Source organism: Corynebacterium kozikiae, assembly GCF_024580965.1.
In the GTDB taxonomy this organism is placed as follows: domain Bacteria; phylum Actinomycetota; class Actinomycetes; order Mycobacteriales; family Mycobacteriaceae; genus Corynebacterium; species Corynebacterium kozikiae.
In genome coordinates this window covers 1-20714 of sequence record NZ_JANIKJ010000002.1, presented here as the reverse complement: position 1 = coordinate 20714, position 20714 = coordinate 1, and the positions used below count along the sequence as shown (strand labels likewise).

Below are 20714 nucleotides of genomic sequence, written 5' to 3'. Positions count from 1 at the left end.
TTCCCATGCCCGAAGTTCGCATTGGTTGGAGCGAGTTTGCTTGGGGTGCGCTGAGTGCAGTAGTATTGCACTTCTGTGTGTTCAAAGCGCCTCGGCGCAGCAGCACTGCGCGGGTCTCCACCGGCCGCCGCGCAGGATGAGCTTTTGTTCAACACCTTGGCTGGCAGTTCTAGACAGACTTGAGTAGGAGTCATTGCATGTCTACTTACCACCCGAAGAGCGGTGACATCACCCGTAAGTGGTACGTCATCGACGCTACCGACGTGGTGCTGGGTCGCCTTGCAACTCACGCAGCGGACCTGCTGCGCGGCAAGGGCAAGCCACTGTTCGCACCGAACGTTGATTGCGGCGATCACGTGATCATCATCAACGCTGACAAGGTTCACGTTTCCTCCAACAAGCGCGATCGCGAGATGCGCTACCGCCACTCCGGTTACCCGGGTGGTCTGAAGAGCATGACCCTTGGTCGCTCCCTTGAGATGCACCCAGAGCGCGTCATCGAGGAATCCATCCGCGGCATGATGCCACACAACCGTCTTTCCCGCGCTTCTGTGAAGAAGCTGCACGTGTTTGCCGGTTCCGAGCACCCATACGCTTCCCAGAAGCCAGAGACCTACGAGATCAAGGCGGTGGCCCAGTGACCGATCAGAACGTGACCGAGAACACCGAGGCTTACGAGGCAGACGCAGCAGAGTTCGCTGCTGCAGCTACCGAAGAGTTCACCAACACCATCGGTGATTCTATTGCTGTTGAGTCCGAGGTTGAGGCTGCAGCCCCCGCATACCACGAGGGCCCAATCCAGACCGTTGGTCGCCGTAAGCGCGCTATCGTGCGCGTGCGCCTCGTTGAGGGGTCCGGCAACTTTGTTGTGAACGGCCGCACCCTGGAAGAGTACTTCCCGAACAAGCTGCACCAGCAGCTCATCAAGGCTCCTCTGGTGCTGATCGACCGCGACGGCCAGTTCGATATCCACGCCAACCTCGTTGGTGGTGGCCCAACCGGCCAGGCAGGTGCATTCCGCCTCGCAATCGCGCGTGCGCTGAACATCTACAACCCAGCAGATCGCCCAGCTTTGAAGAAGGCTGGCTTCCTGACCCGTGACGCTCGTGCAGTCGAGCGCAAGAAGGCAGGTCTGCACAAGGCACGTCGTGCCCCTCAGTACTCCAAGCGCTAAGCTGTACTGCCTCGAGCGCCGCTTCCACCGCACTGGTGGGGCGGCGCTTTTTGGTATGCACAACGCCCACTGCGCCAGGGAAACAAACGAGGGGGCGGTGGAGATGGTGGCGTCGGAACGCGCTCTTCCATGAGGGCTAGGGTGCGGTGTGTCCGCGCGCCAGCATCCGCTGCACCGATTCGCTCACATGCCCGCGCATCACGAATTTGATGTTGCCTACGAGCTCGGTGGGGTCCTCGGTCATGCCTTGGGCGATCCAGTGGAGCAGGTGGCCCACCACGGCGAGGGTGTAGTGGTCGATGAGGAACTTGCGGTCCCTGGCGTTCAACGGCGCATCGCCTGCGATGTCCTGTACCACCGCGGCCATCATCTCACGCAAGGCATGGAAGAAGAAGCGCTCGGTGCGCTCCAAGGAAAGCGTGTGGATCACCCCTGCTACCTGCTCGCGATGGCGCTGCATGTAGGCGAGGAGCTGCTCAAAACCCTCGGCCCACTGTGCGTAGCTGGCGTGGCTGAGAATGTGGTCGGCGATCTCGGTTTCAAAGACCCAAATTGCGGCGTCAAAAACATCCTCAAAGTGGTAGTAGAACGCCTGGCGAGTCACCCCGGCCTGCTTGGCAACCTGCGTGACCGTCACCTGAGCAAGGTCATGGGTGGCCAGCAGCTCCTTGACCGCCTGGCCGAGGTGGACTTTCGCGGCGGGTACAGGCGGGGGATCAGGGTGAATGCTCGGGACTTTACACATTGCAAAAAGTGTCTATATACAGGGAAAACGGGTGGGGATAGGCTGAAGTTGTCCATGAGGGCAACGCCTCGCCAACGCGGTTGCGCACTCCAGAAGTTGAGGCAACGCCCCAATGATTTTGCTCGAAGGCTGAGGTCCTGAAGGCCCTTGGCGCTGAGGCCCTGGAGGCTCTTGGAGCTGAGGTCCTACTGCCTAGCGTTCGGGCGTGTGGAAATTTGGAAGTGAGGAAACGATGTTCTTGTTTGCAACCATACCTTGGTATTCCTGGGTGGCGTGGTTTGTGGTCCTGGCCCTGCTGATCGGCCTGAACGAGGTGGGCAGGCGGTGGCGCCCTGCGGCGTGGGTGCTGTTTATCGCGCTGCCGATCGTTCTTACGATTTTCGTGTGGCCAGCCACTGCGGGAGAGGGCTCGTCCACGGGCACCTGGTTCCACTGGGTGAAGGTGTACTCCGCGCTGGCGGGTGTGCTGGGTTTCATGGCCCTGCGTTACTACCCAAAGCTGCAGCGCAACAAGTGGGCGCTGGCCTTCCCGCCGGCCATCCTGGCGCTGAACATCCTGGAGGCGTGTATCCGTGACTTCGAGGTGGGCGCGATGGGTGCCGACGGCATGGTGGACGGCGTCTACATGGTTTCCGGCTCGTGGAACTACATGAACGGCATCGCCGGGCTGATCAACCTGATCACTATCTGCGGTTGGACCGGAATTATCATTTCTCGCGACAAGTCCAAGGACATGGTGTGGCCGGACATGCTGTGGTTCTGGATCATTGCCTACGACCTGTGGAACTTCGCTTACGTCTACAACTGTGTTGGTGACCACGCCTTCTATGCCGGCGCCGCACTGCTGATTTCCTGCACCATTCCAGCATTCTTCATCAAGAAGGGCGCTTGGTTGCAGCACAGGGCCAGCACTTTGGCGCTGTGGATGATGTTCACCATGGCTGTGCCAGGGTTTGTCACCGACTCCCGCTTCGCGGTGGAAGCCTCCCACGATCCGGTGGCGCTGTTCACGGTTTCCTTCATCGCCCTGGTGTTCAACGTGGGCGTGCTGGTGTACCAGATTCGCACGATCCTTGCGAAGAAGCTGAACCCATTGCGCGACGAACTCTACCGCGACCACCCCGCCTACCAGGAAGTGTATGCCGCGAACGTGGTTGTTCCCGAGTCTTTCGAGGCTCGCGAAACCCGCAAGCCAATGGCCATGAGCTAGCGCGAGCAGACGAAGCACCGCACTCACCAAGCAAGGTGGGGCGGTGCTTTTTGCCGACGCCGCCAAGGCCGAACGCGCAGCTCACCGCACGCGGGTTACGGCCCCTTGCGAAACATTATGATAAACATTAATATCGTAAAACGTAAGTATCGTTTTTCATTATGTTTGATCTGGGTTGTGTGGAGGTTTGCAATGTTGGAACAGCAGCAAAATGGCGGGGCCAAAAGGTCCAGTGCCTGGGATGTCAACGCAATGGGGGCGATCACCACCGTGTTTTTGGCAACGTATGTGATCAACGTGCTGGTGGATCAGACATTCCATACTGAATTAAGCCCTGCGGTGCCCGGTGGGCTGACGTTTGAGGCCACCCAAGGCGGCCCTTTTGCATTCTTCCTGGCGGGTTTTCTGTTGAAAAGTGGAAGTCTTGCCGTGGCAATTGCAGCGATGTGGAAGCTGCTCAACGGGGTAAAGGCAGGCAAACTCTACAGTGAGCGCACCGCGCGCCAGGCAGTGATCGTAGCCTCGGCCGCCTTCGCCTGGATCTTTGGTGCAATGGTGGAAGGTATGGGCAACAACTTCATGGCAAATCGCCTGGGGATCGGTGACCAGTGGAGCGGCTCCATGCTCACCAATACTTCGGTGTTTGTGGTTGTCTTCTTGCTGATCTCGATCCTGTATGTGCTGCAGCAAGCAATTAAGGATGCCAGCGTGATGCAGCAGGAGGTGGACGGACTTGTCTGAAAGCCTCATCGAATGTCGCCTAGGGGAGCTCCTTGAGCAGCGGGAGATGACGCTCACCGAATTGTCAGACCGGGTGGGGGTCTCCGTGGTAAACCTCTCCAAGCTGAAAAATAATCACGCAAAAGCCGTTCGCTTTTCCACCCTGATTGCAATCTGTGACGTCCTTGAGTGCACCCCTGGGGACCTGCTCGTGCTCGCGCATTAAGCCGCGCTGCGAGGTGAGTGGGTGCCCGCCTTGGCCGCGTCGCTAAGCCAGGTGGAGGTGAATGCGGGTGATAGCATGAACAGTTATGACTCGACTCTTTGGCACCGATGGCGTGCGAGGCCTTGCGAACAAGAAACTCACTGCAACCATGGCACTTCGCCTGGGATCGGCTGCCGCAGAGGTGCTCACCAAGGAGCATCGATCCACCAAGCGGCGCCCCGTAGCCGTGGTGGGCCGTGACCCCCGCGTGTCCGGGGAAATGCTTGCCGCCGCGCTTTCCGCTGGCATGGCCGGGCGAGGCGTAGACGTGCTGCGAGTGGGGGTGCTGCCCACCCCAGCGGTGGCTTACCTTACCGACTTCTACGGTGCTGACCTGGGTGTTGTGATCTCGGCTTCCCATAACCCCATGCCAGATAACGGCATCAAGTTCTTCTCCAAGGGCGGCCACAAGCTGCCCGACCATGTGGAAGATGAGATCGAGGCCGCCATGGAAACCGTCCCGGAAGAAGGCCCCACCGGCCACGGGATTGGCCGAATCATCGAGGAAGCACCAGACGCCAAGCAGGCCTACCTAGACCACCTCGCGCGCTCAATGCCGCGCAGCCTCGAAGGCATCAAGGTGGTGGTGGACTGTGCAAACGGTGCAGCTTCTGATGTGGCACCGGCCGCCTACGCCGCGGCAGGCGCCGAGGTGGTGGCGATCCACAACCGCCCCAACGCCTACAACATCAATGACAACGCCGGCTCCACCCACATCGGCCAGGTGCGCGACGCGGTCCTGGAACATGGCGCAGACATTGGACTGTCCCACGACGGCGACGCCGATCGCTGCCTAGCCGTTGATGCCCAAGGCAACGTGGTTGACGGCGATCAAATCATGGCAATCCTCGCTCTGGCCATGAAGGAAAACGGCGAGCTGCGCAAATCCACCCTGGTAGCCACGGTAATGAGCAACCTGGGGCTGCGCTTGGCCATGGACCAGGCCGGCATCAAAATTGCCACCACCAACGTGGGGGACCGCTACGTCTTGGAGGAACTCAACAAGTTCGGTTACTCGCTGGGCGGCGAGCAGTCCGGGCACATCGTGTTGCCGGACTATGCCACCACCGGTGACGGAACGCTGACGGGCCTCGCGTTGATGTCTCGAATGGCAGAGACGGGGCTTTCGTTGCAGTCGCTAGCGAGTGCTATGAAGGTGCTCCCGCAGGTGCTGATCAACGTGCCCGTTTCCAACAAAGCCATCATTGAAACCCACCCGGAGGTGGTGGCCGCAATCGAGTTTGCGGAGCACGAGCTCGGGCAGGAAGGCCGCGTGCTGCTTCGCCCCTCCGGAACTGAGGAGCTTTTCCGCGTGATGGTGGAGGCAAAAGAGCAGGAAACGGCGCGAAGGATCGCTGGTGCGCTCGCCGCGGTAGTTTCAAAGGTGTGACGCCGCAATGCTGCTGTAATGCGGCTAGTTTCCGCCTGTTTGCCTCCACAAGCAGGCGGTTTTTCTATGTCTGGTGACCTCTTGAAGAAAATCTTTGGTTCTCAGGGAACCAAGTTGTGGCTCGGGGGAGTCTAAGCAAGTGGATGTGTTGATGAAATAAGAGATCCATTTGAACCAAGGGGGGACAAGGCTCATGACCTTGCAACTAGACCCGCGCGCGGTGCCGGAGTTATTCGAAAAGCTGCGCGCTGAGCTTGAGGAACAACTTTCCAAGCATCAACGTGTGCTGCCAAATGTACCTGCGCAGGCCGCGGGCAAAGTGTTGATGCAGCACTCACTCCGGCTTGCTGAACTGTACGTTGAGCTCCACGCGCGGCAGGTGCGGCGCATGATTGATCTGGTGGAAAGCGCTGAGGCCGCGGTGCGAGACACAAACGCGCTTATCGGCACCGAGGGCGCAAACACTCGCGCAGTAGGAGGTGTGATGCAGTGAGCCTCTATCTCCGCGCCATCCAAATGTTGCTCAGCAGTTCCCGCGGGTTCTACACCGGCCCCGCAGTTTCTGCAGCAATGCTCATCAACGCCTTCAATTCCACTGAAGGACAGGACACCGGCTCGATCCGCAAAGGCGCACGAGTCGCCGCTGGTAGCAGTAACACCTCGACGGGCCGAGGGCTGGTGTCCAATCTCAGTGACATCGCCCAAGGCATGCTCTACCAGGCAATCGGATCCTGGTTAGCCAGGCAGTTTGAGAGTTGGGACCTATCCATCTTCGGTGCCGAAGACGCGGCCGACGAGACCGACTCCGCCATGGACGCAATCGACTCCCTCGACGAGCAAACCCGCCAAAGCATCGAGCAACTCCTGCAACAGCTCAACGCTGCAATCGCACAGATCAGTGCACTGTTGCAGGTAATCAACCCGCTGCTCAACCCCGCCGGTTTCATGGCCTGCGTGCAAGCCGGTTCCCAGCTCATCGACCACGCCGGCAACAGCATTCTGGACCTCTGCAAACAACGCGACTCCCTCATGGACCAATGCTTCAGCCAATTGGTACAGCGCTGTGAGGCCGAGTGCAGCAAACCCGAGCCGGAGAAACCCAAAGCGCCTGGCTGCACGCCAAGCGCGGAAGCACCCACCACGCCCGCCAAGGCCGCCCCAACCTGCGATGCCCCCGCCGGAATGGGAACTGGAGGCGGTGGCAGCAGCAGCGGTGGTGGCGGAGGTGGGTCAGGTGCCCCGCAGGCACCACCATCAAGCGCATTGCCGACGAGCCCAGCGCAGACAGAGCCACCGAACAACTCGGCCCCGCCGAGCACGCCGAGCATACAGACCCCGCCGCCCACCGGATCGAGCACTGGACCGAACACTGGACCGAACACTGCGCAGTGTCCTCCGATGCCGGGGACACCGGCGACACCGGGAGCAGGGACGCCGGGAACACCGGGAGCGGGTGAGAAGCAGCCTACGGAGCCGTCAAAGGTGACGCCGCCACCAGTACCAACTCCAGAGCAGGGGCCGAAGGTGCAGCCCAAAGAGCAGCCGAAGCCAACACCAACAACTCCAGCGAGCACGCAGTGTCCACCGGACCCTGCTCCGGCTCCAAGCCCGAACCCGGCTCCAAGCCCAAGCCCAAGCCCAAGCCCGGACCCGGCTCCGGAGACGGGAACTGAAACCGATACTGATATTGAGAAGTGTGAGCCTCCCGTTGCAGAAGAGGCTGAGTGCCAGCCGGAGGAGAATGTAGGCTCGACGGTGTTCCAAGGGGTCCTCGGACTCGTGGGATTCGGCATCCTCGCAGTAGGTATTGGGTGTTTGGTGAACTTTATCCAGGAGCAGGTGGAGAACTGGTGGGAGCAAGTCCAACCACCTCCACCACCTCCGCCAGCTCCACCGGCTCCACCGGCGCCGGAACCCGTGAAACCAGCGGGCTATGAGCCGCCGCCGATTCCTGAGAAGATGGCTGCCAAGGTTGCTGCTATGCAAGCAGCCACCGCCCCAGCACCAGCATCTTCCCCAGCTCCAGCACCCCCTCCACCGCCTCCTCCTTCGCAACCTGGGGGCGTCGGAAGTTCTTTTGGTAGCTCAGGTGGTAGCTCAGGTGGGATTCAGATTCAGAAAGCAGGTGCATGGTGAGCAGCGACTACCAGCAGTTTGTCGAGCAATTTAAAGCCCGTGCCGAGCAACACATCCAAGCCTTTGAAGAGCAGGCGCGTAAGGCACAGAAAGTTACTGAGGAGGCCTCAAAAGCCGCGGACACGCAAACACCCCGCATGGCTGGGAAGGTTCCCAAGGGGCGCGTGCGGGGTGTGTTGAAGCCTTCTACATCTTGGTGATGTTGGCGCGCTCGGCGAGTTTCTCGCCCCAGTAGGAAGTGATCTTCTTTCCTTCGGCTTCCGGGTCGGAGAAGGCGGAGTACTTCTTTTCGGTGGCGAGCTCAGAAAGTAGGAAGCCGGTGGTGAGCCCGCGGACCTGTTCGCGCAGGCCAGGGTTCACGCGGCCGGTGCCGGTGAGCAGTTTAAACAGTGAGTCCTCGGTGACTACGCTGTGGGTGGCTTTGTCGATTTCGCGGTACACCACGTCGCCCTTCCACTGTGCGGCCAGCAGGGGAGCATTTCCGTAATCGAACACCGGCAGTTCGCTGGCGCCGAGCACCATGCCGGCGGCTTCCACGTTGGTGGCGGCATCTGTTGCGGAGGGGCTCACCTGGGAGGGGTACAGCGCCGCTATGGCTTGGATGTTTTCGCGCCCAGCAGCGGCCAACACTGCCGCTCCGGCGCCCAGGCCGTGGCCCACAATGCCGATCCTGCCTGGTGAAACGGTGATATTTCCGGTGCCGAGTTTCACGCCGGTGAGGATCTGGATGCACGACTCAATGTCTGCGGCCAAATCCAGGGCATTCGGATTAATCCCGCGCTCAGTGTCTGGCGCGGCAACGGCAAAGCCCCAGCTTGCGAGGTGTTTCATGAAGCCGTGGTACTTTTCAATGCCTTTCATCCAGTCATGCGCAAACACCACACCGGGGATGGCGTTGCCCTCAGCGGGTGCGTACACCTTGCCGGGCAGGCCAGCGTAGGCGAGGTCACCGGTCAGCACGCGGTGAGGGCCGCGCTTGGACAGCTTTGGAAGATGCTTGGAAAGTTTTTCAGCCACGCATTCCAGAATAGAGCAACAAGTGCGCGCCGGGAGCATTTGCCCGAGCGTGACCCCAGTTTCGCTACCCGACGCACCCAAGGCCGCACCCCGCACCGCGCACGCGGGTGCGTCACGGCGGCAGCGGCGCGTGGCAGAATAAGGGATCATGAATCTGCTTGAGGCCCGCATCGACCTATCCGCGATCGCCCACAACACCCGCCTGCTGGCGGAATATGTGGCACCGGCAAAGCTCATGTGCGTGGTCAAGGCAGACGCCTACAACCACGGAGCTCCCGAGGTAGCCAAAGTGATGGCCCAACATGGCGCCCATGCGTTCGGCGTGGCCACCCTGGACGAGGCCCTTGCTCTGCGCGAGGCCGGGATCACTCAGGAGATTCTGGCCTGGATTTGGGCACCTGAACAGGACGTGCGCGCGGCCTTGGAACACCGCATTGACCTTGCGGTTATCAGCCCACGGCACGCGCAGGCCCTCATTTCCCTGGGCATCCCGGTGCGGGTGTATATCAAGGTGGACACCGGCATGCACCGCTCGGGGGTGCACCTCGATGACCTCCAAGAAGTGTTCGTCCTGCTGCGCGAGCACCCACAGATTGAGGTGCTCGGCGTGATGAGCCACCTTGCTTGCGCGGATGAGCCCAACCACCCCATGAACGCCCGCCAGAAAGACCTCTTCAGCCAAGCCATTGCAATGGGTCGCGAGCTGGGCTTTGCGCTGCCCACCAACCACCTGGCCAATAGCCCCGGTGTTTTTCTTGGCCAAGAGTTCCACTACAACATGGTGCGCCCGGGCGTGGCACTCTACGGCATGGAACCAATCCCGGGCACCACACACGGGCTGCGCCCTGCGATGCAGTGGGTGGCCAGGGTGACGGTGCTCAAGCACGTTGCTGCAGGGGAGCCGGTGAGTTACGGCGGTACATGGCACGCGCCTACCGACGGCGTGCTGGCCGTCATCCCCGCGGGCTATGCCGACGGCGTGCCGCGTGCCGCGCAGGGCCGCCTCGACGTCACCATCGGTGGGCACGCCTACCCGCAGGTGGGCCGCGTGTGCATGGACCAGGTGATCGTGGATTTGGGTGATAACCCCCATGGTGTTACCCAGGGGGATGAGGCAATTATCTTTGGCCCAGGTGGCGTGAGTGCGGAGGAGCTCGCGGGGCGGTTGTCCACGATTCACTATGAGGTCATTTGCCGCCCAACCGGGCGCACCCACCGGGTCTACACAACTGATTTCAACACCGGAGCTGATGAGGGAGAGCGCAATGAGTAACGTCGATTTTTCTTTGCCTGGCGAGCGCCGCTGTGAAACACCGGAGCAGACGCAGCAGTTGGCGCAGGAGCTGGGCGCGCACCTCAAGGCGGGCGACGTCGTGATTCTGGATGGGCCTTTGGGTGCGGGCAAGACCACCTTTACTCAGGGGCTGGCGCAGGGGATGCAAGTGAAGGGGCGAGTGACCTCGCCGACGTTCGTGATCGCCCGTGAGCACCGCTCGAAAATTGGTGGCCCTTCGCTGGTGCATGTGGATGCGTACCGCTTGTTCGGGGAGGGCGAACAGACGGAAGTGGATGCGGTGGGCGCGCTGGACTCTTTGGATCTGGATACGGAGCTGGAGGACGCGGTAGTGGTTGCCGAGTGGGGTGGTGGGCTCGTGGAGCGAATCGCCGCGCGCTACCTCAAAATCACCATCGACCGCACCACCGCCAACTTGGAGGACCCGGAGTCTGAGGCGCGCATCATTTCCTGGCGCTGGGTGTAGGCGCACCCGCGCACCCTACCTACCCGCGCACTTCACCAACCCGCTGCCCCTCGGGTCTCATGAGGGGTGAGAAGTGTCGCATTGCAGCACACTTTTGCAGTTCTGTTTGCGCCTGAACCAACGCAAGAGCACAATCAAACACAGATATTCGGAACTAAATCAACACTCCGAACCGCTCAAGCTCCACCACTACATCTGTGAAGGTGCACTTCGTGCTCGATTTCCTTTCAACGCAACCACTGCTCACGCTCATCCTGGTCCTCGCGGTGGGCCTCGCCTTGGGCAAAATCAAGATTTTCGGCATCTCCCTGGGGGCCGCAGCCGTGCTGTTTGTGGCGCTCGGGCTGTCCACGCTGAACCCAGACATTGCGCTTCCGCCGCTAATTTTCCAGCTCGGTCTGGCAATGTTCGTCTACGCCATCGGCCTGAGCGCGGGCGCGGATTTCTTTGCGGAGTTCCGCCACCGCGGCTGGAAACTCTCGGTGTTCATGGTGATGTTGCTGATCGCTGTGACCGCGGCCTGCTACTTCGCCGTGCGTGCCTTCGGCCTGGACCCCAGCGTCGGTTCGGGCATGTATGCCGGCGTGCTCACGTCAACGCCGGGTATGGCGGCGATGGTCGCGGTGATGGAGGAAATTGCCCCTGACCTCGCCTCGAACCCCGTCGTCGGATATTCGCTGGCGTACCCTGGTGCGGTGCTCGGCGCTATCCTTGTGGCGGCGCTGGGCGCGAAGATCCTGAAGGTGGATCACATCGCAGACGCCACGAAGGAGGGCCTGATCGCGGACCCTCTGGAGTGGGGTGGCGTGCGCATCGGCCCTGGTATTCGGGGTGTGATTGCGGATTTGCCGCGTATTTCTGGGGTGGACATCATTGCCACTCGCGTGGTGCATAGCGCACACGATCATTCTCTGGCACGCCCCATCGATCACCTTCATGAGGGGCAGGTGTTGGTGATCAATGGAACGCCGCAGGCGCTGGAGCAGGCCGTCGCGGCGCTCGGGGAGCCGGTGGACGTGAGCATCGAGGGTACGGACCTGGAGTTCCGCCGCTTCACCATCTCAAACAAGCAGGTCGCCGGTAGGCGCATCGACGAACTCAACACCGTTGACCACGGCTTCATCATCGCGCGTTTGCGCCGCGGCGACCAAGACGTGGTCCCCGAGCCCGACGACGTCCTCCAACTCTCCGACCGCGTGCGCGTGATCGCGGCGCCGAATCGCATGGCGGAGGTGCGGCGGTTCCTGGGCGACTCGGAAAGATCGCTTGCCGACGTTGACCTGTTCCCCTTCACCCTCGGTTTGCTCGTGGGTCTCGCGCTGGGGCTCATCCCGATCCCGCTTCCGGGTGGCAACGTCATGTCCTTGGGCTTCGGTGGCGGCCCGATCGTTGCGGGTTTGATTTTTGGCGCGCTGTCTCGTTCCGGCCGCATCCAGTGGCAGTTGCCGTACCACGCGAATCGCACCATTTCCACGTTCGGCCTGGCGATCTTCCTCGCTGGCGTGGGAACCTCAGCCGGCGCGGGCTTTCGCAAGGCACTTTCTGATCCGAGCTCGCTCACCATCATCGGCGTGGGTTTTGTGCTCACCGTGGTGGCAATGATCATTTGCGGTGTGGTTGGCATGAAGGTGTTCAAGCTCACCTGGGACGAATCCATGGGCGTTGCCGCCGGCTCCACCACCAACCCGGCAATCATTTCCTACCTCAATGGCCAAACCGGCACGGACCTGGCTACCCGCGGCTACGCAACGGTGTACCCAACGGCGATGATTGGCAAGATCATCACGAGCCAGGTGCTGGTGCTCCTCCTCATGGGTTAGGCAATCGCAGGGCATTGGGCGGCAATGCTCAGGAACTTGACAGTGTTCTACTTGGGTTTTGCACAGTTTCCGTGTTTATATGCTCCAAGTAGGTTGGTGCGCACCACGACGGAAAGACAGCCAGATACGTACGCGCGCCGCAACGTTACCCCAACTTTCAAGGACCTCACCTCATGGAACAGCTCTCCACTCGCGCAAAACAGTTGCTCATACTCTGCATCGTTGCTGTGGCCGGCCTGATGGCGATCATCTTGGCGGCTTCTGCAGTGTCGCAGTCCTCCCTCAGCCAGCAGGACAAGCTGGACCAGACGTTGAGCTCGTTTAACGCCCAGGGTCTGACTGCCTCCGCGGTGTCTTTGACGGATATGTACGGCAGCGAATACATTGCCGGCGCCGTGCTCTGCCCAGGGCTGGACTCCCAGTCCGTGGCCAGCATGTACGGCGTGGAGGAAAGCCAGTTGAACTTCACCGGTGAGATCGCTGAGGATGAAAACTACATCCTGCTCGCCGCCGAGGACGGCACCGCCACCACCCGCCACTTCGAGCGCACCCAGTTGGACATGTGTTCCTCCGGCAACGCTGGGCAGCCGTTCAACGCATCCGGCCTGCTGCCCGTGGTACGCACGGAGCAAGGTGGCTGGGTGTTGATGAGTTAACGCCTCACCCCGCCACCACACGCGCCCCCTTTCTTGGATTTGTCCATGAGGGGGCGAACGCGTGCGCGGGGGACTATTCTTTCTAAGAATGCGAGTGCTTGCGATTGATACTTCAACGCCGGACATGGTGGTCGGCGTTGTTGATACCCCCACGGTTCCCACCTCCCGCGAGCAGATCACCACGTTGGCGCAGGCGATTTTGGAGGATTCCCGCCAGCATAATGAGCTGCTCATTCCCACCACACAGGAGGTGTTGGCGCAGGCGCAGCTCACGTTCGCGGACCTTCAGGCGATCGTGGTGGGCTGCGGCCCCGGGCCGTTCACCGGACTTCGCGTGGGTATGGCCACCGCGGCGGCACTCGGCGACGCACTCGGCATCCCCGTCCACGGTGTCCACTCCCATGACGCCATTGCAACATTCATTGCCGACGCGCCCACGGCCCTCGTCATCACCGACGCCAGGCGCCGCGAGGTCTATTACTCGGCATACAAGGAAGGCACGAGGGTAGCGGGGCCGGAGGTGTGTTCCCCAGCATCCCTGGACTTGGCGGCGGACGTGGGGGACGCTGCGGGCGCTGTGGGCGTCGTCAGTGCTCCGCAGGCGTTGTTTGAGCAGCTCCCGCAGCACTACCAAACCACTCGCGTGCTGCATCGCCCCGAGGCTGCGGCGCTGGTTGCCGTGGCGGATCTTGAGGCCCCAGCGCAGCCGTTGGTGCCGTTGTACTTGCGTCGGCCGGATGCGAAGGAGCCCGCGGCGAAGCCACGTTCGGCGGCGATTCCTGAGGTGGACCTGGGCTAGTGGATTTGCAGCGAATTGCTTTGACCCCGGCGCACATCCCGCGGCTCGTGGAGCTGGAAGCGGAGCTGTTTCCGGAGGATAGCCCGTGGCGGGAGCAGGATTTCGCGGCGGAGATCGCCCAGCTGCACACGGTGTATGTGGGCGTGACCGCAGGCGAGCTGCTCGTGGGCTACGGCGGCCTGGCCATCATGGGGCCCAAGGATGACCCGGAGTGCGAGGTGCATACAATTGGTGTGGACCCAGCGTTTCAGCGGCGCGGGGTGGCGCGGATGATAATGGACAACTTCATCCACGTGGCCAACACCCTGGGCGCGCCGATTTTCCTGGAGGTCCGCACGGACAACGAGCCCGCCAAGGCCCTCTACCGCGCATACAACTTTGCCGAGGTAGGCGTGCGCAAACGCTACTACCAGCCCTCCGGCGCCGACGCCCTAGTGATGCTGCGCCAGCCAGAACCGAAGCAGAAAGGACCAACCCCATGATTGTGCTTGGCATTGAATCCTCGTGCGACGAAACCGGCGTAGGCATCATCGAACTCGGCGCAGACGGCTCCATGACCATCCTGGCCAACGCGGTGGCAAGCTCCATGGAGCAGCACGCGCGCTTCGGCGGGGTGGTCCCTGAGATCGCCTCCCGGGCTCATTTGGAGGCAATCGTCCCGGTGATGCGGCAGGCGCTGACAGAGGCGGGGATTGCGCGCCCCGACGCCGTGGCCGCCACCATCGGCCCAGGTCTCGCCGGTGCGCTGCTAGTGGGTGCCTCCGCGGCCAAGGCGTATGCCGCCGCGTGGGGCGTGCCCTTCTACGGTGTGAATCACCTGGGTGGGCACGTTGCCGTTGCCAACCTGGAGGGCGAGGAGCTGCCGCACGCCATCGCACTGCTGGTCTCCGGCGGACACACCCAAATCCTGGAGGTGGATGCCGTTGGCAAGCCCATGAGGGAGCTGGGCAGCACGCTTGACGACGCCGCCGGCGAAGCATATGACAAGGTTGCACGGCTGCTCGGGCTGGGCTACCCAGGCGGACCCGTGATCGACAAACTGGCGCAGCGCGGCAACCGCAACGCCATTGCCTTTCCGCGCGGCTTGAACAAAGCCGAGGACCTGCGCGGCCCCCACCGCTTTGACTTCTCCTTCTCCGGGCTGAAAACCGCCGTGGCCCGCCACGTGGAAGCCGCCGAACGCGCCGGGGAAACCATTAGCGTGGAAGACGTGTGTGCTTCCTTCCAGGAAGCAGTGTGTGACGTCCTCACCAAGAAAGCCATCATGGCCTGCCAAGACACCGGCGCAAAAGTCTTGCTTTTGGGTGGAGGCGTGGCGGCCAATGCGCGCCTGCGCGAGCTCGCCGCGGACCGCGCCCGCTCAGCCGGCGTGGAAGTGCGCGTGCCCAGCTTCTCCCTGTGCACAGATAACGGCGTGATGATTGCAGCCCTTGCCGGCCAACTTATCGCAGAAGGCGCGCAGCCCTCGCCGCTGTCCGTGGGCACGGACACCTCCCTGGAGGTGGAAACGCCGATCGTGAGCTAAATCAGTTCACGCAAAGTTCGCCTCGGGGTAGTCAAAATGTAGGAATTGCTCCATACATTTGCGCGGGAATGTCTCTTGCCTAAAGAAAGTGAAATCCCCGTGCTCACCGGCCTGCTTGTGAACCCTGACCTCACCCACCGCGTTATTGAATTCGACCTGGAACACGCCAACCAGTTCCTGGGCGGCACCGTGGAAGATCGCGTTGCCGTCGCTTTCCAGGAGGACGGCTCCACCTACGCTGCACTGTTTAACCCCGGTGCGAAAGCTGAGGGCGCGGCGCCAAACCCCGTAGCCTCTCTGGCGCGCAACACTGCGGCGACCCAGAACCCCGCATTTCTCCAGGACCCGATGAATGCGATTTGTGGCTCGGTGATCTTCGTGGAGTCCGAGGGCAACGAGGTCTCCGAGGGGATCGTCCAGGCGGTGAAGGATTCCATCCGTGCGGTGGAGAACTACCTGGAGGACTTCCCGGAGGAGTACGCGCTGTGGCGCGCCGCGGTGCGCAACTCCGCCTAGCTGCCTTGCTTTGTGCGACGGCGGGGCGCGTCGAACATTGTGCGAGCCTGCGTGTTCGCGCTGGGCGTACACCTGTTGTTGAGGGGTTAGCACTTGCGGGGGTAGAGTGCTAGTCAGGTTGTTTGACCCACAGTTGTTCACCCGCGACGACGGCTGTGCTGGTAGTTGATACAACCGGCGCAATGGAACTACTTCATGACACGGAGGAAAATCGTGGCAAACGTCAACATCAAGCCGCTGGAAGACCGCATCCTGGTCAAGATCGCCGAAGCAGAGACCACCACCGCATCCGGCCTGGTGATCCCTGATTCCGCCAAGGAAAAGCCACAGGAAGGTGTGGTTATCGCCGCGGGCCCAGGCCGCTTTGACGGCGACGACCGCGTGCCAATGGACATCAAGGAAGGCGACACCGTGGTCTTCTCCAAGTACGGCGGCACCGAGCTGAAGTACAACGGTGAGGAATACCTGCTGCTGAACTCCCGCGACGTGCTCGCGATCATCGAGAAGTAAAAGAAGGCCGCACACAATATGGCAAAGCTGATTGCATTCGACCAGGAAGCTCGCGAGGGCATCCTCAAGGGTGTGGACACGCTGGCGAACGCGGTGAAGGTGACCCTCGGGCCACGCGGCCGCAACGTGGTGCTGGACAAGGCTTTCGGTAGCCCAACCGTCACCAACGACGGCGTGACCATTGCCCGCGACATCGACGTGGAAGACCCCTTTGAAAACCTTGGTGCGCAACTGGTGAAGTCCGTGGCCGTCAAGACCAACGACATCGCCGGCGACGGCACCACCACCGCAACCCTGCTCGCACAGGCCCTCATCGCAGAAGGCCTGCGCAACGTGGCTGCAGGCGCAAACCCAATCGAGCTCAACCGTGGCATCGCGGCTGCAGCCGAGCGCGTGGTGGAAAAGCTCGCCGAGCGCGCCACCGAGGTAGCCTCTGCGGCTGACATCGCCAACGTGGCAACCGTGTCCTCCCGCGACCCCGAGGTGGGCGACATGGTTGCCGCCGCCATGGAAAAGGTGGGCAAGGACGGCGTGGTTACCGTTGAGGAATCCCAGTCCATCGAGTCCTATCTCGACGTTACCGAGGGTGTGTCCTTTGATAAGGGTTTCCTTTCCCCATACTTCATCACGGATACCGACTCCCAGCAGGCCGTGCTGGAAAACCCACTGGTGCTGCTGGTCCGCAACAAGGTTTCCTCCCTGCCTGACCTCCTCCCACTGCTGGAGAAGGTTGTGGAGTCCAACAAGCCGCTGCTCATCATCGCAGAAGATGTGGAAGGCGAGCCGCTGCAGACTCTCGTGGTGAACTCCATCCGCAAGACCCTCAAGGCCGTTGCCGTGAAGTCCCCGTACTTCGGTGAGCGCCGCAAGGCATTCATGGATGACCTCGCAGTAGTCACTGCAGCCACTGTGATTGACCCAGAGGTTGGCGTGAACCTCAACGAGGCTGGCGCAGAGGTATTCGGCACTGCCCGCCGCATCACCGTGACCAAGGATGAGACCATCATCGTGGACGGTGCAGGCACCGCCGAGGACCTCGAACGACGCCGCGAGCAAATCCGCCGCGAGATTGCCAATACCGATAGCACCTGGGACCGCGAAAAGGCCGAGGAGCGCCTGGCAAAGCTCTCCGGTGGCGTAGCCGTGATCCGCGTGGGCGCTGCCACGGAAACTGAGGTTTCCGAGCGCAAACTGCGGGTGGAGGACGCCATCAACGCAGCCCGCGCGGCAGCGCAGGAAGGCGTGATCGCCGGTGGCGGCTCTGTGCTGGTCCAGATTGCCAAGGAGCTCAAGGACTACGCGCAGGAGTTCGAGGGCGACGCCAAGATCGGCGTCAACGCTCTCGCAGCCGCGCTGCGCAAGCCCGCCTACTGGATTGCAGACAACGCTGGCCTAGACGGCGCAGTGGTTGTTTCCCGCGTGGAGGAACTGCCAAACGGGGAAGGCTTCAACGCCGCCACCCTGGAGTACGGCAACCTCCTGGAGCAGGGCATCATCGACCCAGTGAAGGTGACCCACTCCGCAGTGGTCAACGCCACCTCCGTGGCACGCATGGTGCTCACCACGGAAGCATCCGTAGTGGAAAAGCCCGCTGCGCCCGCACCCGCGCCGCAGCACCACCATCACCACTAAACGGCTCAACACAACAAGGCCCAGGGTTTAAGACCTTGGGCCTTGTTGTATTAAGGGATGAGGGGTGTTCACACCGTTCGTATTGCCAACTCCCAGCGGACTGAGGGGGACCGCCGGAGGAGGGGGGCTATGTTGGGCGTTAGCGGCGACGGAGCATCTGCATCCGCTCGGTTTCGCTCATGCCACCCCAGATGCCGTAAGGCTCCGCCACGGCCAGGGCGTGGTCGCGGCAGGCCTCCAGCACGGGGCAATCGCGGCAGATCGCCTTTGCGCGGCGCTCGCGCTCCATGCGTGCGCGGCCTCGTTCGCCTTCGGGGTGGTAGAACACCTCAGAGTTTTCACCACGACACGAGCCGTGGAGTTGCCAGTCCCAGAAGTCAGCGTTGGGCCCAGGCAAAAGCTGTGTAATTGAGGTGGTCATGTTGTGCACATTCCCTTCACGCGAGGTTGAGAGCTGAATAAGAGCTGTTCGGTTCGGCGGACTGCGAAGAGGGGCGCGAACCTGGAGCCAAGTGTGGGCGGCAAAGGTGAACGGTTGGTGTATGAATGTTTGAATTGGCGTTTCATTGAAAAGAAAACCTGAGCAATTTTCTGCCGGGCTCGCTAACTCTTCAACGCCGTGCCTACCGGACCTCCCGCTGCAGCTTTGAGGCTTGGAGCCTTGGGCGCGTCGGAACGCTTTGCTGAGGGGTGGACTGCGGCACATGCCTGCGTCAAAGCGACTAAAGTAAATTTGTTGTGTCCGAGCACGGAGGCCGGCGCAGGCGGCGGAAGTAGAAAGGTGGTGAGAAGGTGGCTGAACTCGAAGATGAGCTTGGTGAGCTCGTCGCGCTGGCACGCGCGGGGCAGGGGCGTGCGCTGCAGCGGATCATTGAGTTGATTCACCCTCTCGTGCTGCGCTACGCCCGTGCGAGGCTCGGCGGTGGGCGTCAACCAACGCCCGAGGACGTGGCGCAGGAAGTGTGCTTGGCCGTGGCCACCTCGATTCATTCCTATTCGGACCGCGGGCGGCCCTTCATGGCCTATGTGTATGGCATTGCCAGCAACAAGGTAGCCGACGCGCACCGGGCGTACGCACGGGACATCGCAAACCCCACTGAAGCTGTCCCGGAGGTAGAGATAAATGAAGATTCGCCTGAGGAAATTGCCCTCGTAGCTGCGGGAAGTAACAGAGTGAGGGAACTTCTCGATCTCCTAAGTGATAAACCACGCGAGATCCTTACGCTGAGGATCTTCGTGGGGCTTTCCGCTGAAGAAACCGCGGAAATTGTAGGAAGTACACCAGGGGCTGTGCGGGTAGCGCAGCACCGCGCTCTTGCCACACTGCGCAAGGCGCTCGAACAGGAGAAGATGTAGATGGCCAACCTTGGCTCAGGTTCCGGCACCGGTTCCGGTTCTGGCAAGCCGTTTTCCGCGGCGCGGCACTTGGACGAGCTACATGCCGACGATGCCTTGTTGACCGCCATCGCCCGCGGTGAGGACCCCACCTTTGGCTCAGATCCCCTCGCGGCGGCACTGCTGGGGCTGCGCAAGGAGGTTGCCAAGGACATGCCCCCTGCGCCGAACCTGGCGGACTTTGGCTTCGATCTCAGTGACCGCAGTGACCACAGTGATCGCGGTGACCGCAGTGATTCCAGCGCAGTGAGCCAGAACCAAGATGCGCAGGTGGTGCCGTTGCAGGCGCGCCGACGTCGCGTGGGCAGGGTCGCCTCCGGTTTGATCGGTGCTGCGGCAGCCACCCTGGTGATCGCCGGTGGCGGTTCAATGATCTACTCGGCAACCCCCGGTTCCCCGCTTTACAGCGCCAACCAGGCAGTGTTCGGTTCCAATGACGCCGTGGTGCAGCTCGCCAGCAAGCTTGAGGCCGCAGACTCCCTCAACGCCCGCGGCGACGTAGAGGGTGCACGGCAGGTCCTTGCGGAGGCGGAGGCGCTGCTGGAGCAGATGTCGCAACGCCAACGCGAACAGGCCCAAGCAGACCTGGAGCGCGCGCAAGCAGCAATCCCGCAAACCGTGACTGAGGTGCGCGAAACCACCGTCACCCCAGAACCGGGCGCGCCGGAAACCGTGGTGGAAAAGATTACGGAGACCGTCACCGAGACCAAGACGGTGACCGTCACCCAAACCCCAAGCCCGACTGCGAGCGTCAGCTCCGGGGCGGAAACGCCAGCGAGCACGCCAGCGCAGGTGCCAGCTCCGAGCGAGCCGGAAAGCGCAGGATAGGCAGGCTAGAACAAAAAATGGTGGCCCAAAGGCCACCATTTTTTTTAGCGCTGCTGGATGCCGTCCAAATAGCCCAAACAGTAATCCCACGGCACATAGTTGTGCGGGTCCGGGTTCGGGCTCGGCTCATGGACCGCCGACTGCTCCTCAGCCAACGTGGACAACATGTTGGCTTCCATGATGTCCCAGTCGTAGAAATGCTCCTCCGTGCAATCCTCACAGTAAAAGAAGATCCCCTGCACACCCTTTGGAGCCAGCACCCGGCGGAACTCGCGCATGAGCTTCAAATCCTGCTTCATACGCGCGCGTTCCTCATCCGAGAGCGGGGGAAACGGCTCGTCATCTTCAAAAAACGAGGCCGGATCATTTGGATCATTTGCAAAAGGATCCGGGGGAAGCTGCCAATTAGAATTCACGCCCCCAACCATATTGCGGCCAGCGCATGCCGTGCAAGCCCCAAAGACAACCCTAGACAAGACAACCCTAGACTGAGGTTACCCTCGTTTAGTGGACACCCTATTTGTACGGATCTTGTGTCCGTAGGAGAGGATGTTCATTGTGAGTCAACAGCGCAAGAAGTACACGCCGGAGTACCGGCGTGAGGCCGCGAACCTGG

Annotated in this window: 24 protein-coding genes; 20 read left to right on the top strand and 4 right to left on the bottom strand. The window is 61.6% G+C overall.

The window, feature by feature from the left end; all coding sequences use genetic code 11:
• Window positions 1–197: 197 nt before the first annotated feature.
• Both rplM and rpsI read left to right on the top strand, forming a co-directional pair.
• Window positions 198–641 (top strand): 50S ribosomal protein L13, encoded by a 444-nt coding sequence (rplM, locus tag NQ018_RS02035; RefSeq protein WP_257037888.1) that lies wholly within the window; start codon window positions 198–200, stop codon window positions 639–641.
• A complete protein-coding gene (rpsI, locus tag NQ018_RS02030; RefSeq protein ID WP_257037887.1) occupies window positions 638–1174 on the top strand; it encodes a 30S ribosomal protein S9 in 537 nt (178 codons plus the stop codon). The genes rplM and rpsI overlap by 4 nt, the downstream gene beginning before the upstream one ends.
• Window positions 1175–1310: 136 nt before the next feature.
• Here rpsI and NQ018_RS02025 read toward each other — a convergent pair whose 3' ends face one another.
• Complete coding sequence (locus NQ018_RS02025) at window positions 1311–1919, bottom strand: TetR/AcrR family transcriptional regulator (RefSeq protein ID WP_257057977.1); 609 nt, start codon at window positions 1917–1919, stop codon at window positions 1311–1313.
• A 232-nt stretch (window positions 1920–2151) separates the two neighbouring features.
• Between NQ018_RS02025 and NQ018_RS02020 the strand changes: the two genes are divergently transcribed.
• The 6 genes from NQ018_RS02020 (at window position 2152) to NQ018_RS01995 (ending at window position 7640) form a co-directional block, all read left to right on the top strand.
• Window positions 2152–3129: a DUF5692 family protein gene (locus tag NQ018_RS02020; protein WP_257057973.1), complete on the top strand. Its 978-nt coding sequence runs from the start codon at window positions 2152–2154 to the stop codon at window positions 3127–3129.
• A 192-nt stretch (window positions 3130–3321) separates the two neighbouring features.
• Window positions 3322–3870, top strand: coding sequence for a DUF2975 domain-containing protein (locus NQ018_RS02015; protein WP_257057971.1), 549 nt, complete (start codon window positions 3322–3324; stop codon window positions 3868–3870).
• Entirely contained in the window at window positions 3863–4075 is a 213-nt protein-coding gene (locus tag NQ018_RS02010; RefSeq protein ID WP_257037882.1) for a helix-turn-helix domain-containing protein, read from the top strand. Before NQ018_RS02015 ends, NQ018_RS02010 begins: the two co-directional genes overlap by 8 nt.
• An 85-nt stretch (window positions 4076–4160) precedes the next feature.
• Entirely contained in the window at window positions 4161–5504 is a 1344-nt protein-coding gene (gene glmM, locus NQ018_RS02005; protein ID WP_257057968.1) for a phosphoglucosamine mutase, read from the top strand.
• Window positions 5505–5697: 193 nt separating this feature from the next.
• Window positions 5698–5997, top strand: coding sequence for a hypothetical protein (locus NQ018_RS02000; RefSeq protein ID WP_257057965.1), 300 nt, complete (start codon window positions 5698–5700; stop codon window positions 5995–5997).
• Window positions 5994–7640 carry a hypothetical protein gene (locus NQ018_RS01995; RefSeq protein WP_257058337.1) on the top strand — a complete coding sequence of 549 codons (1647 nt, stop codon included), beginning with the start codon at window positions 5994–5996 and terminating at the stop codon, window positions 7638–7640. Before NQ018_RS02000 ends, NQ018_RS01995 begins: the two co-directional genes overlap by 4 nt.
• Window positions 7641–7826: 186 nt before the next feature.
• Here NQ018_RS01995 and NQ018_RS01990 read toward each other — a convergent pair whose 3' ends face one another.
• Window positions 7827–8657 carry a dienelactone hydrolase family protein gene (locus tag NQ018_RS01990; RefSeq protein WP_257053995.1) on the bottom strand — a complete coding sequence of 277 codons (831 nt, stop codon included), beginning with the start codon at window positions 8655–8657 and terminating at the stop codon, window positions 7827–7829.
• Window positions 8658–8805: 148 nt separating this feature from the next.
• Here NQ018_RS01990 and alr point away from each other — a divergent pair, with 148 nt between their 5' ends.
• The 10 genes from alr (at window position 8806) to groL (ending at window position 17875) form a co-directional block, all read left to right on the top strand.
• Window positions 8806–9930, top strand: a complete 1125-nt coding sequence (gene alr, locus NQ018_RS01985; RefSeq protein ID WP_257057962.1) for an alanine racemase — start codon at window positions 8806–8808, stop codon at window positions 9928–9930.
• On the top strand, window positions 9923–10417 hold the full coding sequence (gene tsaE / locus NQ018_RS01980) for a tRNA (adenosine(37)-N6)-threonylcarbamoyltransferase complex ATPase subunit type 1 TsaE (protein WP_257057960.1): 495 nt from the start codon (window positions 9923–9925) through the stop codon (window positions 10415–10417). The genes alr and tsaE overlap by 8 nt, the downstream gene beginning before the upstream one ends.
• Window positions 10418–10629: 212 nt before the next feature.
• A complete protein-coding gene (locus tag NQ018_RS01975) occupies window positions 10630–12237 on the top strand; it encodes an aspartate:alanine exchanger family transporter (protein WP_257057958.1) in 1608 nt (535 codons plus the stop codon).
• Between the two features lie 173 nt (window positions 12238–12410).
• Complete coding sequence (locus tag NQ018_RS01970; RefSeq protein ID WP_257057955.1) at window positions 12411–12893, top strand: hypothetical protein; 483 nt, start codon at window positions 12411–12413, stop codon at window positions 12891–12893.
• Window positions 12894–12981: 88 nt separating this feature from the next.
• Window positions 12982–13692 (top strand): tRNA (adenosine(37)-N6)-threonylcarbamoyltransferase complex dimerization subunit type 1 TsaB, encoded by a 711-nt coding sequence (gene tsaB / locus NQ018_RS01965; RefSeq protein ID WP_257057953.1) that lies wholly within the window; start codon window positions 12982–12984, stop codon window positions 13690–13692.
• Window positions 13692–14174, top strand: coding sequence for a ribosomal protein S18-alanine N-acetyltransferase (gene rimI, locus NQ018_RS01960; protein ID WP_373566880.1), 483 nt, complete (start codon window positions 13692–13694; stop codon window positions 14172–14174). The genes tsaB and rimI overlap by 1 nt, the downstream gene beginning before the upstream one ends.
• The gene (gene tsaD / locus NQ018_RS01955) at window positions 14171–15217 is read left to right on the top strand and encodes a tRNA (adenosine(37)-N6)-threonylcarbamoyltransferase complex transferase subunit TsaD (RefSeq protein WP_257054007.1); all 1047 of its coding nucleotides are present in this window, start codon (window positions 14171–14173) and stop codon (window positions 15215–15217) included. The genes rimI and tsaD overlap by 4 nt, the downstream gene beginning before the upstream one ends.
• A gap of 99 nt (window positions 15218–15316) precedes the next feature.
• Window positions 15317–15733, top strand: a complete 417-nt coding sequence (locus NQ018_RS01950; protein ID WP_257058316.1) for a hypothetical protein — start codon at window positions 15317–15319, stop codon at window positions 15731–15733.
• Window positions 15734–15946: 213 nt separating this feature from the next.
• The gene (gene groES, locus NQ018_RS01945; protein ID WP_257037908.1) at window positions 15947–16243 is read left to right on the top strand and encodes a co-chaperone GroES; all 297 of its coding nucleotides are present in this window, start codon (window positions 15947–15949) and stop codon (window positions 16241–16243) included.
• 18 nt (window positions 16244–16261) lie between these two features.
• A complete protein-coding gene (gene groL / locus NQ018_RS01940; protein ID WP_257057951.1) occupies window positions 16262–17875 on the top strand; it encodes a chaperonin GroEL in 1614 nt (537 codons plus the stop codon).
• Between the two features lie 139 nt (window positions 17876–18014).
• Here the strand turns inward: groL and NQ018_RS01935 are convergent, their stop codons facing one another.
• Complete coding sequence (locus tag NQ018_RS01935; RefSeq protein ID WP_257057949.1) at window positions 18015–18296, bottom strand: WhiB family transcriptional regulator; 282 nt, start codon at window positions 18294–18296, stop codon at window positions 18015–18017.
• Between the two features lie 371 nt (window positions 18297–18667).
• Between NQ018_RS01935 and NQ018_RS01930 the strand changes: the two genes are divergently transcribed.
• Both NQ018_RS01930 and NQ018_RS01925 read left to right on the top strand, forming a co-directional pair.
• On the top strand, window positions 18668–19231 hold the full coding sequence (locus NQ018_RS01930; RefSeq protein ID WP_257057948.1) for a sigma-70 family RNA polymerase sigma factor: 564 nt from the start codon (window positions 18668–18670) through the stop codon (window positions 19229–19231).
• Complete coding sequence (locus tag NQ018_RS01925; protein WP_257057946.1) at window positions 19232–20098, top strand: F0F1 ATP synthase subunit epsilon; 867 nt, start codon at window positions 19232–19234, stop codon at window positions 20096–20098.
• Between the two features lie 44 nt (window positions 20099–20142).
• Here the strand turns inward: NQ018_RS01925 and NQ018_RS01920 are convergent, their stop codons facing one another.
• On the bottom strand, window positions 20143–20514 hold the full coding sequence (locus tag NQ018_RS01920; protein WP_257057943.1) for a DUF5319 domain-containing protein: 372 nt from the start codon (window positions 20512–20514) through the stop codon (window positions 20143–20145).
• Between the last annotated feature and the right edge of the window lie 200 nt (window positions 20515–20714).